Source organism: Microbispora amethystogenes, from assembly GCF_016863015.1.
In the GTDB taxonomy this organism is placed as follows: Bacteria; Actinomycetota; Actinomycetes; order Streptosporangiales; family Streptosporangiaceae; genus Microbispora; species Microbispora amethystogenes.
In genome coordinates this window covers 1-12,052 of sequence record NZ_BOOB01000031.1, presented here as the reverse complement: position 1 = coordinate 12,052, position 12,052 = coordinate 1, and the positions used below count along the sequence as shown (strand labels likewise).

12 protein-coding genes are annotated in these 12,052 nt (G+C 70.9%); 8 read left to right on the top strand and 4 right to left on the bottom strand.

Annotated elements, in window-relative coordinates; translation table 11 throughout:
* Nucleotides 1-418: 418 nt before the first annotated feature.
* A complete protein-coding gene (locus Mam01_RS21295) occupies nucleotides 419-1,993 on the bottom strand; it encodes a DUF8129 domain-containing protein (protein WP_204287000.1) in 1,575 nt (524 codons plus the stop codon).
* Between the two features lie 130 nt (nucleotides 1,994-2,123).
* Between Mam01_RS21295 and Mam01_RS21290 the strand changes: the two genes are divergently transcribed.
* Complete coding sequence (locus tag Mam01_RS21290; RefSeq protein ID WP_204286999.1) at nucleotides 2,124-3,089, top strand: 4-hydroxy-3-methylbut-2-enyl diphosphate reductase; 966 nt, start codon at nucleotides 2,124-2,126, stop codon at nucleotides 3,087-3,089.
* A 57-nt stretch (nucleotides 3,090-3,146) separates the two neighbouring features.
* Here the strand turns inward: Mam01_RS21290 and Mam01_RS37385 are convergent, their stop codons facing one another.
* Nucleotides 3,147-3,734 carry a DUF6542 domain-containing protein gene (locus tag Mam01_RS37385; RefSeq protein WP_204286998.1) on the bottom strand — a complete coding sequence of 196 codons (588 nt, stop codon included), beginning with the start codon at nucleotides 3,732-3,734 and terminating at the stop codon, nucleotides 3,147-3,149.
* Nucleotides 3,735-3,744: 10 nt separating this feature from the next.
* Nucleotides 3,745-5,046 carry a DNA recombination protein RmuC gene (locus tag Mam01_RS21280; RefSeq protein WP_204286997.1) on the bottom strand — a complete coding sequence of 434 codons (1,302 nt, stop codon included), beginning with the start codon at nucleotides 5,044-5,046 and terminating at the stop codon, nucleotides 3,745-3,747.
* Nucleotides 5,047-5,155: 109 nt separating this feature from the next.
* On the opposite strand from Mam01_RS21280, the gene ychF reads away from it, so the two are divergent.
* On the top strand, nucleotides 5,156-6,244 hold the full coding sequence (ychF, locus tag Mam01_RS21275; protein WP_204286996.1) for a redox-regulated ATPase YchF: 1,089 nt from the start codon (nucleotides 5,156-5,158) through the stop codon (nucleotides 6,242-6,244).
* On the opposite strand, the gene Mam01_RS21270 is transcribed toward ychF, so the two are convergent.
* Nucleotides 6,196-6,657, bottom strand: a complete 462-nt coding sequence (locus Mam01_RS21270; protein ID WP_239101492.1) for a MerR family transcriptional regulator — start codon at nucleotides 6,655-6,657, stop codon at nucleotides 6,196-6,198. The two genes, ychF and Mam01_RS21270, sit on opposite strands and share 49 nt — an antisense overlap.
* Before the next feature lie 55 nt (nucleotides 6,658-6,712).
* On the opposite strand from Mam01_RS21270, the gene Mam01_RS21265 reads away from it, so the two are divergent.
* The 6 genes from Mam01_RS21265 to Mam01_RS21240 form a co-directional block, all read left to right on the top strand.
* Entirely contained in the window at nucleotides 6,713-7,684 is a 972-nt protein-coding gene (locus tag Mam01_RS21265) for an SDR family NAD(P)-dependent oxidoreductase (RefSeq protein ID WP_204286994.1), read from the top strand.
* 56 nt (nucleotides 7,685-7,740) lie between these two features.
* Nucleotides 7,741-8,490, top strand: a complete 750-nt coding sequence (locus Mam01_RS21260) for a group II truncated hemoglobin (protein WP_239101491.1) — start codon at nucleotides 7,741-7,743, stop codon at nucleotides 8,488-8,490.
* 363 nt (nucleotides 8,491-8,853) lie between these two features.
* The gene (locus tag Mam01_RS21255) at nucleotides 8,854-9,504 is read left to right on the top strand and encodes a hypothetical protein (protein WP_204286993.1); all 651 of its coding nucleotides are present in this window, start codon (nucleotides 8,854-8,856) and stop codon (nucleotides 9,502-9,504) included.
* 373 nt (nucleotides 9,505-9,877) lie between these two features.
* A complete protein-coding gene (locus Mam01_RS21250; RefSeq protein ID WP_204286992.1) occupies nucleotides 9,878-10,885 on the top strand; it encodes a conjugal transfer protein in 1,008 nt (335 codons plus the stop codon).
* Between the two features lie 65 nt (nucleotides 10,886-10,950).
* A complete protein-coding gene (locus tag Mam01_RS21245; protein ID WP_204287001.1) occupies nucleotides 10,951-11,223 on the top strand; it encodes a hypothetical protein in 273 nt (90 codons plus the stop codon).
* A gap of 21 nt (nucleotides 11,224-11,244) precedes the next feature.
* A partial coding sequence (locus tag Mam01_RS21240) for a conjugal transfer protein (protein WP_204286991.1) occupies nucleotides 11,245-12,052 on the top strand: 808 nt, incomplete at its 3' end.

Below are 12,052 nucleotides of genomic sequence, written 5' to 3'. Positions count from 1 at the left end.
GGTCATCGCCCACGGTCATCGCCCACGGTCATCGCCCACGGTCATCGCCCACGGTCATCGCCCACGGTCATCGCCCACGGTCATCGCTCACCGTACGCTCGCCGTGCCGCACCCGCAGGCTAGCCGCAGCGCCCGACAGTTCCGGGACCGGCGGCCCAGCCGGTACGCGGCCCCACCAGTGCGCAAGACGCGGCCGGTGCTGACGACCCGTCCGGGCTCAGGATCCGGCCTATGCGCACGATCTAGCCTGCGCTCGCGATCCGGCCTGTGCTCACGAAGCGTCCTGCGCTCAGGATGGGCCGGTGCTCACGATCCGGCCTGCGCTCGGTCACGACCCGCCTGCGCTCACGATCCGGCCTGTGCCTTGCGATCCGGCCTGTGCTCAGGACGGGGACGACGCTTGGGACCCGGCCGATGCTCAGGACTCGGACTGGAGCTTCGACAGCCGGTTCTGGAACATGCGGACCACCTCGGGACGGTTCGTGTGCTCCTTCTCGTAGTCGAGCAGCGCGTGCACCTGCTCGGCCGACTTGCCGCGCAGCCTCGATCGCAGCGACGCGATGGTGAGGTTGGCGTAACCCGGCATCGGCTCCGCCTGCTCACCCCCGCCCTCGCCTGCGCTCACGGCGGTCTCGCTCACGGCGGCTTCGGAGGCGGCGGGTTCGGTGCCGCCCTCAGTGGCCTGCGCGCCGGTGGTTTCGGCGGCTGCGGGCTCAGCGGCGCCCTCGTCGCTGGCGGCCGTCGCGGGTGCCTCCTCGGCGGCGCTCTCCGGGGCCGTTGCGGTGGTCTTCGCGGTGGTCTTCCTGCGGGTCCGGGCGGGCTTGGGTGCGGCGGCCTCAGCCGTCTCTCCGCCCGGCGCCTCAGTCGTCGCCGTCTCTGCTGCGGCCTCGGTAGCCTCCGCGGTGGTCTCGGCGGCGGGCTTGCGGCGGGTGCGCGGCTTCTTCGCAGGAACCGCGGGCACGGCTTCGACTGCGGCTGCGAGGGCGGCTTCGGCGGCGGGTTGAGGGGCGCCCTCGCCACCAGCCGTCGCGGTGGTTTCCTCGGCGGGGCTCTCCGGGGCCGTTGCGGTGGTCTTCGCGGTGGTCTTCCTGCGGGTCCGGGCGGGCTTGGGTGCGGCGGCCTCAGCCGTCTCTCCGCCCGGCGCCTCAGTCGTCGCCGTCTCTGCTGCGGCCTCGGTGGCCTCTGCGGTGGTGGTCTCGGCGGCGGGCTTGCGGCGGGTGCGCGGCTTCTTCGCCGGAGCCGCAGGAGCCGCAGGCGCGGCCTCGGCCTCTGCCTCGGTGCCCTGCGCGGCCTCTGTAACCTTCGCCACCGGCGCGGCCTCGACCTCGGTGGCGGCCTCGGCGCCCTGTGTGGTCTCCGCACGCTCCGTCGCCGGGGCGGCCTCTCCGACCTCCGCGACCTCCGCGACCTCCGCGACCTGCGGGACCTCCGCGACCTGCGGGACCTCCGCGACCTCCGCGACCTGCGGGACCTCCGTGACCTCCGTGACCTGCGCGGTCTCGGCGGTGATCTCGGGTGCCGGGACTTCAGCGGCCGGGGTCTCGGGCGCGGTCTCGGGATGGGTCACGGCCTCGGTCTCGGGCGCGGTCTTGGCGGTCACCTCGGGCTTGGGGGTGCCGAGGGATTCCTGGACCTGCGCCTCGGGAGCCGGCACCGCTTCGGTCTCAGCCGGAGCGGGCGTAGGAGCGGCAGTGGGAGCGGCAGTGGGAGCCGGTGCGCTCGCGACGGTCTTCTCGCCGTCCCGCTCCGCCTTGCTCGGGCGGGGCGCGAAGATGACGGGCTCCCTGCGCGTGGCCGCCGGTTCCGCGGCCTGCTCGTCGCGGGTGGCGGCGCCCGGGGCCTCGGTCTTCTCGGGGCCTTCCTCCTCACCCACGACCAGGCGCTTGATCCGGGACCTGACCTTGTCGCCGATCAGCAACGCCTGACCGACGCCGTTCAGGGCGGTCTGGAGCATGAGCACCGGCAGCGCCCGCAGCCGTTCCCCACTCTCCATTGCGTCGCGGAGAGGTTTTGTTATAGCCCTAAGGACGGACATTTCGGCTCCTGGGGAGATGTGTATAGGTACACCCAGTCTCGCAAGACCAGGGTCAAGAGGCGGCTCGCGTTCCACATAGCATAGGAACATGGACGTGCAGACCTCAGCGACCCGCCGTGTCCTGGTCGCCAAGCCCCGCGGCTACTGCGCGGGAGTCGACCGAGCGGTACAGGCGGTGGAGCGGGCGCTGGAGCAGTATGGCGCGCCCGTCTACGTACGCAAGCAGATCGTGCACAACACCCACGTCGTGAAGACGCTGGAGGAGCGCGGCGCCGTCTTCGTGGAGGAGACCGAGGAGGTCCCCGAGGGCGCGATCGTCGTGTTCTCCGCGCACGGCGTCGCCCCGGCCGTCCACGAGGAGGCCGCCGGCCGCCGGCTGAAGACCATCGACGCCACGTGCCCGCTGGTCACCAAGGTGCACAACGAGGCCAAGAGGTTCGCGGCCAAGGACTACGACATCCTGCTCATCGGGCACGAGGGGCACGAGGAGGTCGAGGGCACCGCCGGGGAGGCCCCCGAGCACATCCAGCTCGTCGACGGCCTCGACGGCGTCGGTGAGGTGTCCGTCCGGGACCCGGAGAAGGTGGTCTGGCTCTCCCAGACGACCCTGTCGGTGGACGAGACGACCGAGACCGTCGCCCGGCTGCGGACGCGTTTCCCGAACCTCATCGACCCGCCGAGCGACGACATCTGTTACGCCACCTCCAACCGGCAGACGGCCGTCAAGGCGATCGCGGCGGAGTCCGACCTGGTCATCGTCGTCGGCTCGACCAACTCGTCCAACTCCAAGCGGCTGGTCGAGGTGGCCAAGGACTACGGCGCCGCCGCCTCCTATCTCGTCGACGACGCCTCCTTCGTACGGGAGGAGTGGCTGGAGGGCGTCCGCACGGTCGGTCTCACCAGCGGCGCGTCGGTGCCGGAGGAACTGGTGCAGGGCGTGCTCGCCAAGCTCGCCGGCCTCGGCTTCACCGACGTCGAGGAGGTCGAGTCGGTGCAGGAGAGCATGCGGTTCGCCCTGCCCCACGAGCTGCGCCGCGATCTCCGCGCCGTGTAGGCGACCCCGCCCACCCCACTACAGATCACTACGGAGACGACCGGCCGTGCGTACGGCCTATTCGTCGGCCGCCTTGCCGTACACGCGGGGTTCGAAGTAGCCCTCGGGCTCGGGGTCGAAGGCCTGGCCACGGCCCCTGCGGGCGCGGCCGGGCGCGGTGGCGCGGGTCCCGCCGGCCCCTGCGCCGGCCGCCGTGCCAGTCCCCGTGCCGGCCCTCGTGCCGGCCCTCGCGGCGCCCCCCGCACCGGCGGGTTCGGGCACGGCGCCCGTACGCAGTTCCCTGAGGTTGTCGGGCAGGCCGCGCACCCAGGCGACGCCCAGCGCCAGCGCCGATCCGGCGAACAGCCACGGGGCGGCCGACGACAGCGTCGTGAACATGCCGAGCCCGAACGTCGGGAGCATCGAGCCGGACCCGAGCGACCGCAGCAGCTCCACCAGCAGGGCCGCGAGGAAGAAGACCAGCGGGGGCGTCACCACCAGCGGCAGCAGGTCGCGGGGCCGTACGAGCAGGACGGCCGCGAGGCAGCCGGCCACGAACGCGGGCCCGGGCAGCTTCGGCAGGAGACCCACCACGGTGATCACGAAGAGCATGACGATCGCCCCCCGAGCGGTCAGCCGCAGCCCGGCTCGACCGGTGCCTGTCATCGGGCCCCCCTCACGACAAGTCTCGCGCCAATTTACCGTTCTGACGATGCGGGGGAGGGGAGCTTACCCGCTCTTCACCTTCGAGTTCGGGGATCGCGACCGGCCGGGGGACCTCCTCCACCGCCGCCGGGGCGTCGAGCGAGTAGTCCACGAGACCGAGGTCGTTCATCCTCCGCGCGCTGACCAGGACGCGGCTCTCCAGGCTGCCGACCGTCTGGTTGTACGCGGTGACGGCCCGGGTGAGCGCCCGGCCCAGGGTGTCCACGTGCCGCCCGAGGCCGCCGAGCCGGTCGTACAGCTCCTTGCCGAGGTCGAAGACCGCCTTGGCGTTCTCGCTGACCGCCGCCTGCTGCCAGGCGTACTGCGCGGTGCGCAGCATCGTCACGAGCGTCGTCGGGGTGGCGATGTGCACACGCCGCCGCATCGCGTACTCGAGTAACGCTGGATCGCGCTCCAGCGCGGGCGCGAGGAAGGCCTCGCCGGGGATGAACAGCACCACGAACTCGGGCGACGGGCTGAACGCCTGCCAGTACGACTTGGCCGCCAGCCGGTCCACGTGCTCGCGCAGGTGCCGCGCGTGCGCGTCGAGCCGGGTCGAGGCGAAGGAGGGATCGGCGCTCTCGGCCGCCTCCAGGTAGGCCGCCAGCGACACCTTCGCGTCCACGATGACGTTCTTGCCGCCGCTGAGCCGCACCACCATGTCCGGACGGACCAACCCGTCACGGGTGACGGCGCTCACCTGCTCGTCGAAGTCACAGAACCGGGCCATCCCGGCGATCTCCGCCACCCGCCGGAGCTGCAGCTCTCCCCAGCGTCCCCGGGCTTCCGGCCGCTGGAGCGCCCGCACCAGCGCGTCCGTCTGGGCCTTCAGCCGTTCGGAGCTCTCCCGTACGAACTCCATCTGCTTGCTCAGCTCGGCGCGGGCGGCGCGGGCGCCCGACTCGCTCTCCCTGAGCTGGCTCTCCACCTTGGCGAGCGTCTCGCGCAGCGGCGCGACCAGGTTCTCGACCGCCTGGCGGCGCTGGTCGAGGTCGCCGGCCGCTTCCGCCCTCGTGGTGTTGAGCCGGTTTTCGGCCAGTTCGAGGAAGCGCAGGTTGGCGACGTCGAGAGCGTGCGCGGAGATGGCCTGGAACCGCTCGGTGAGCTGGTTCTCGACGTAGGCGACCTTGTCCTCCGCCGCCCGCGTCCTCGCCTCGGCCTCCGCCACCCGGGCGGCGGCCTCGGCCGTACGGCCCGCGGCCCGCATCCCGGCGAGGGCCAGACCGGTCACCAGGCCGACGGCGAGTCCCAGTACGAGCGCCACGACATCCACGGTCTGGATGATTTCAGGCGTTGGCGTGCCAAACGGGGAGGCGCGCCCAGGAGGGGGCCGAGGCCGCCGATGTCCGGCGCACCCGCCGAGGCCCCTAAACTCGTGGTACGTGAGCCTGAGCATCGGCATCGTCGGCCTTCCCAACGTCGGTAAGTCCACGCTTTTCAACGCGCTGACCAAGAGCGGGAACGCCCTGGCGGCCAACTACCCGTTCGCCACGATCGAGCCGAACGTCGGCATCGTCGGCGTCCCGGACGCGCGGCTGAACACGCTGGGGGAGATCTACAACTCCGCCCGCATCCTGCCCGCCAAGGTGGAGTTCGTCGACATCGCCGGCTTGGTGAAGGGCGCGTCCGAGGGGCAGGGCCGGGGCAACCAGTTCCTCGCCAACATCCGCGAGACCGACGCGATCTGCCAGGTGATCAGGGTCTTCTCCGACCCCGACGTGACCCACGTGGACGGCGAGGTGTCGCCGCAGCGCGACATCGAGACCATCAACACCGAGCTGATCCTCGCCGACCTGCAGACGATCGAGAAGGCGGTGCCCCGCCTGCAGAAGGAGGCGCGCACCAACAAGGACCGCAAGGTCCTGCTGGAGGCGGCCGAGGCCGCGGCGAAGCTCCTCGACACCGGCACGACCCTGTACGCCGGGGGCAAGGGCGCCGGCATCGACCTCGCCGACCTTCGTGAGCTGCACCTCCTCACGGCCAAGCCGTTCCTGTACGTCTTCAACCTCGACGCGGACGAGCTGACCGACGACGACCTGCGGGCCAAGCTCTCGGCGCTGGTGGCCCCGGCCGAGGCCGTGTTCCTCGACGCCAAGATCGAGTCGGAGCTGGTGGAGCTGCCCGACGACGAGGCGCTGGAGCTGCTGCAGTCCGTTGGCCAGGAGGAGTCGGGTCTCGCCCAGCTCGCCCGGGTCGGGTTCGAGACGCTGGGCCTGCAGACCTATCTGACGGCCGGGCCCAAGGAGGCGCGGGCCTGGACGATCCGCCGGGGCGCCACCGCCCCCGAGGCCGCCGGGGTCATCCACACCGACTTCCAGCGCGGGTTCATCAAGGCCGAGGTCATCTCGTTCGACGACCTGGTCGAGGCGGGCTCGATGACCGCCGCCAGGGCCGCCGGCAAGGCGCGGATCGAGGGCAAGGACTACGTCATGCGCGACGGCGACGTCGTGGAGTTCCGCTTCAACGTCTGATCCGGCCCCGGCTGCCGCTGCCAGGGCTCTCCGGTGCCGTCGGCGGCGAGGTGCCGTTCGTAGGCGGCCACCTTGCCGTCGATGAGATCGAGGCAGTCCCTCAGCTGCGCGAGACGCTCGGTGACATGGCGCCGGTGCTCGCGCAGCACCTCGAGCCGTTCCGCTTCGTTGCCGGTGCCCTCGCGCACGAGCCGGGCCAGCCGGCTGATCGCCGCCAGCGGCATGCCGGAGGCCCGGAACTTCACGCAGTTGCCCAGCCACTCGACGTCCCAGGCGCTGTAGACCCGCCGCCCGGCGTCGTCCCGCCGCACCTCGCCCGCGAGCAGCCCTGCACGCTCGTACAGCCGCAGCGTGTGCACGCTCAGGCCGGTGCGCCTGGCCACCTCGCCGATATGCAGGACCTCAGCCGTCACGCGGTGATCGTAACCGGTTGACCTAGACCTCGGTCGAACACCTAGCGTCTGCGCCATGACCAGTGACACGACCAGCGACACGACAGGTGACACGGGACAGGACGCCATCGGCGCAGGCAGCACGGCCGCCGAGGTGCTGGCCGGGATCGACCTGACCGGCAGGACCGCGGTCGTCACCGGCGGATACTCCGGCCTGGGTCTCGCGGCCACCCGCGCGCTCGCCGGGGCCGGGGCGCGCGTCGTCGTCCCGGCCCGCCGGCCCGAGACGGCGCGGCAGGCGCTCGCCGGCGTCGACAGCGCCGACGCCAACAGGGCCGACGTCAACAGGGCCGAGGTCGAGCGACTCGACCTCGCCGACCTGGATTCCGTACGGGCGTTCGCCGAACGGTTCCTGCGCCGGCGGGCTCCCCTCGACATCCTGATCGCCGGCGCCGGGATCATGGCCTGCCCCGAGACCCGGGTGGGGCCCGGCTGGGAGGCGCAGTTCGCCGTCAACCACCTGGGCCACTACGCACTGACGCACCTGCTGTGGCCCGCCCTCACGGCCGCCGGCGCGGCGCGCGTCATCTCGGTCTCCTCCGGGTACGACGCGGGCTGGCGCATCCGGTGGGACGACCCGCAGTTCACCCGCGGCTACGACAAGTGGGCCGCCTACGCCCAGTCGAAGCTCGCCAACATCCTGTTCGCCCGTCACCTGGATCGGCTGGGCGGTCCGTACGGGGTCCACGCGTTCTCGGTCAATCCCGGATGGATCCGCACTCCGCTGCAGCGACACCTCACGGCCGGTGAGATGATCGCGGCCGGCTGGATCGACGCCGCGGGCAACGCGGCGCCCGGCCTGTTCCGGGCGCCCGAGCAGGGTGCGGCGACACTGGTCTGGGCCGCCACGTCACCCGAACTCGACGGGCGCGGCGGTGACTACTGCGCCGACTGCCGCGTCACCGGAGACGGCCCGGCGGATGACGGCGCGGCGGCCCGTCTCTGGGCGCTCTCGGCGGGCCTGACGGGTCTCGACCGCATCCATTGATCGTTTCGCTGTGCAGGGGTAGCTTTGGTCTTGATTACATAATTACAAAGGGGTGGGTGCTGGTGATCGTCGAATACATCCGTTACCGCGTTCCCGACGGGGAGGAGTTCGAGGCCGCCTACCGGCGCGCCGTCGTGCCGCTCGGGCGGGCGCCGCAGTGTCTCGACTACGAACTGTCCCGCTGCGTGGACGAGCCCGAGTGCTACATCCTGCGCATCACCTGGACCTCGGCCCGCGACCACCTCGAAGGCTTCCGCGGCAGCGAGCGCTTCCGGGAGTTCTTCGCCGAGATCAAGCCGTACGTGTCGAACATCGAGGAGATGCGGCACTACGAGAAGGTGATCGAGAGGACCGAGCCCACGCTGTTCGAGTGGGCCGGGGGCGCGGAGGCGCTGGAGCGGCTGACCGAGGCGTTCTACGGGCGGGTCAAGGAAGACGACCTGGTCGGGCCGCTCTTCGCGCACATGGACAGCCGCCATCCCGCGTACGTCGCGATGTGGCTCGGCGAGGTCTTCGGCGGCCCGGCCCGGTACAGCGAGGAGCGCGGCGGCCACTCGCACATGGTCTCCCACCACCTCGGCAAGGGCATCACGGAGCGGCAGCGCCGCAGGTGGGTGAGCCTGCTCATGGACGCGGCCGACGAGGTGGGCCTGCCCGCCGACCCGGAGTTCAGGGCGGCGTTCGCGGGTTACGTCGAGTGGGGCACCCGTCTGGCCGTCCACTTCTCGCAGCCGGGAGCCACGCCGCCGGGCGAGGAGCCGGTGCCGCGCTGGGGCTGGGGCGTCATGCCGCCCTACCAGCCCTGACGCCGGGGCCGGACGCCAACGGCCATCCGTCTCCTCACCTCAGAGTCCCCTTCCGTACAAGCCGGCCCCAAGACGCGTGCGGGTAACATCCGCCGCGGCTCTCCCATCGGTCAGATCCTCCATGGCCTGCGGAAACGCTTGTATCAAGTGCCCTGGACGCCCTCGGGACGCTCCATTGAGCATCGAATTGAGGCCGTTGGGCGGCGACTCGTCAGGTGAACCCTCCCTTTTCAGTAATTGATCCCATTTCAGGCTGTATGTCGGCTTGATTGGGAGAGGGAGACGCCCACGGCGCAATTCGGGAGCCGGGAAAAGCCCAGGTGGCTCGACCTGCGCGGCCCGATACGGGCCCAAGGAGGGACCATGCATCGGAAGTCCGGACAGCTCGCTCTCTCGGCGATCATCGCCGCGACGCTCACGGCCGGAGGGGTCGCTCTGGCGAGCGGCGCGGCCTCCGCCGCCACGATCGCGCCGCAGGAAAGGGTGCCGGGCGGATGGGCGCGCTCGGTCGCCTACACCCCCGTCCTGGAGCCGTCGCTGAGCATGGTCGCCGAAGCGCCGGCCATCTCCACGATCGCCGTACCGGAACTGCCCGCCAGCCTGATGGCCATACCGCAGGCGTTCTCCGGCCCGAGCGGCCTGAGCAGCGAGATGGAGCAGGCGCGGGCCGACATCAACGCGGAGGCCGCCGGCGCCATGCAGCGCATCAGGGACGAGGCCGCGAGCGCCCAGCAGCGCATCCAGCAGCTGGCGAGCGACGCCATGGCGCAGCTGCCGAGCGAGTCGTCCTCGCTCCCGTCCTCGCCGGAGTCGTCGCTGCAGTCGTCCCAGGAGTCTGCCCAGGAGTCCGCCCAGGAGTCCGCCCAGGAGTCCTCCGAGCAGTCGTCGCTGGAGTCGTCCGTGGAGGCGCCCCTTGAGGCGCCCCTTGAGGCGCCTCTGGAGTCGTCCGTCTCCGGAGAGTCGAGCCTCGGGACGGAGAGTGAGGCGTCCTCCGAGTCCTCGTCCTGCCAGTGACGGGAGCGCGCACGAACGATCGGAGAGGGTCCCGCACGTGCCGCGTGCGGGACCCTCGCATGTGGGGCCGGCTCGGGGCGGTACGTCCGCATCGCCATCTCTCCAGGCTGTGAAGACACCAATAGGTGGCGGTTAGGTAATCGCCGACCCCGCTGGCCAGGCATAACGCACTTTTCCGCAGAGTGGATAGGCGTGGCGCCTCACAACGCGATGTAGACCTGGTTTGCTCGCTCGCGGCGATGCTTGCACCATGGGCGTGGCTTACCTGGAAGAATTGGCTAGACCGCTAGGGTGAATACTTCAATGCGGCTAACCGGAACGAGAGCAAGAGGAAACCGCGCCAGCCGGATGGATCGGCGCGAGCGGAGGCGTGATGGCTCGCAGGTCAGACGTCCAGCAGGATCCTCGGATCGCTGGCGACCCTGAGCCGTACCCTCCGGAGGGCTTCGACCGGTTGGCAGCACCTCACGGCACCGCCCCCCGGCGCAGAGGATGGAGCGGCGGCGGAGGCCGCTGGCTCGTCTGGGCCGGGCGCGCGATCCTCTGGGCCCTGATCATCGTGATCGTGGTCAACGGCGTCCGGGCGCTGTTCGAGCGTTCCATGCAGGACACCGGCACCGGCACCGCCCCGGCCGGAACGGCCACGTCGGCCTTCCCGACGACGCGGGCGGCGGCCTTCGCGGACCAGTTCGCGGCGGTCTACCTCAACTACGACGCGGCCAACCCCCAGCAGCGTGCGGAACGGCTGAAGGCGTTCCTGCCGGAGGGCGCCGACGCGCAGTTCGGCTGGAACGGCTACGGGCGCATGTCCGCCGGAGCCTTCCAGTACGCGGGGATCGACGTGATCGACGACCACAACGCCCGGGTGAGCGTGTCGTACCAGTCCGGGGACTCCCGTGGCCTGCTGTCCGTGCCGGTCTACTACGACGGCGGCAGGTTCGTGGTGTCGGCGCAGCCCGCCCTGCTGCCCGACCCCGGGCCGGCCGGTCTGCCCCAGCTTCCCGATCCCGACAGCGACTCCGCCACCGAGGCCGAACTGCGTCCGACGCTCGAAGGCTTCTTCAAGGCGTACGCCGCGGGCAACCAGGCGGATCTGCAGCGATACGTCGCGAACGGCGTGACGATCGAGGGCTTCAACGGCAGGTTCACCTTCGCCGAACTGAAGAAGGTGTCCGTGCCACCGGGTGGTGCCGACAGCAGGAAGGTGACCGCGGTGGTGGTGTGGGCAGTGGCGTCCGGCGACGGGACGGCGCCGAGTCCGTCCCAGGACCCGGCCGGCGAGCCGGGGGGCCTCGAACAGGCCTACGAGCTGACGGTTGAGAAGCAGGGCGGCAAGTGGTTCGTCAAGGACATCCAGGGTGCGAACCGGTCCGTGGGGTAGCGCATGCCCGGCACAGACATCGCTGATCCATACCCCCGGGAGGGCGAGAGTTGATTGTGAAGACCATCGCGGATCATTTCCTTGATCTGGCCGCACCGTCGCCGGCGCCGGTGACGGGCATCAACACCGAAGGTCTCGCTGATTTCCTCAGGAAGTTCTTCGCCCCGCTGTTCCTCGCGGTCGTCTCCGTCGTGGCGATCTTCTTCCTCTTCACCCGTGAGATCACCAGGTTCGTGCAGTTCATCATCCTGGCGATCGCGATCGGTGTGATCTTCTACGTCCCCAACATCATCGAGGTGACAGCGAAGGCCATCGCGGGCGCGCTCGGGATCAAGTAATCGGGCGGAGAGGAGGTTCGGGTGGATCTGCCCACATATACGAATATCTGGCGTATCGAGAAGCGGCTGTACAAGCTGTACGACCTACGGCTGCCGATGCCGCTTCCAGTCGTCTGGATCGGTGTGTTCGTGGGTGTCTCCGTACCTTGGTGGCTCTTCCTCCTCCTGGTGAGACTGCCGCTGGAGGCGCCGTGGCACGTCGTCTACCTGGTTCCTCCCGGCGTGCTCACCTGGCTGTCCACCCGTCCGGTCATCGAGAACAAACGTCTCACCGAGCTTCTCCAGTCGCAGGTTCGCTACATGGCCGAGCCCAAGACCTGGTGCCGGATGGCTCCGTTCGACGAGCCGGACGAGATCGCCCTCACCGGGCGCGTCTGGCGGACCACCCCGCCTGCCCCCACCGGCAACGGCAGAGCCGTCTCCCGCGGGGTCAGAGCCAGGGCGCGCCGCCCGATCTCGGTCAAGGTCGCCGCCACGGAGGCCGCGCAGTCCTCAGGCGGCTCACGAGCCGCGGCGGCCCACGCGGGCGGGCCGCCGCTCGACCCGTCCCGCGTCGTGCGCCCCGCGGTGGCCGCCGCTGCCGCCGCGGCCATGCCGGTCGCCACGGGCAGCCCCGCCCCGCTCCCCTGGAGCGGCGCCGCCAAGCGTGACACCACGGGCGACGTCACGGGTGAGCGGGTCTACTCGCTGCCGCAGCCACCCGCGCCGGTGAGCCCCGCCCGTACGGGCGATCCCGTGCGTGACCGTCACACCGGCGGCCCACCCGCCGGGTGGGACGACAGCACTGCCCACGACAGCACTGCCCACGACAGCACTGCCCACGACAGCA

Excerpts from the sequence above, each read along its gene's own strand:
- Mam01_RS21295 (WP_204287000.1), bottom strand. The coding sequence starts at position 1,993 with ATGGAGAGTGGGGAACGGCTGCGGGCGCTGCCGGTGCTCATGCTCCAG.
- Mam01_RS21290 (WP_204286999.1), top strand. The coding sequence starts at position 2,124 with ATGGACGTGCAGACCTCAGCGACCCGCCGTGTCCTGGTCGCCAAGCCC.
- Mam01_RS37385 (WP_204286998.1), bottom strand. The coding sequence starts at position 3,734 with ATGACAGGCACCGGTCGAGCCGGGCTGCGGCTGACCGCTCGGGGGGCG.
- Mam01_RS21265 (WP_204286994.1), top strand. The coding sequence starts at position 6,713 with ATGACCAGTGACACGACCAGCGACACGACAGGTGACACGGGACAGGAC.
- Mam01_RS21255 (WP_204286993.1), top strand. The coding sequence starts at position 8,854 with ATGCATCGGAAGTCCGGACAGCTCGCTCTCTCGGCGATCATCGCCGCG.
- Mam01_RS21250 (WP_204286992.1), top strand. The coding sequence starts at position 9,878 with ATGGCTCGCAGGTCAGACGTCCAGCAGGATCCTCGGATCGCTGGCGAC.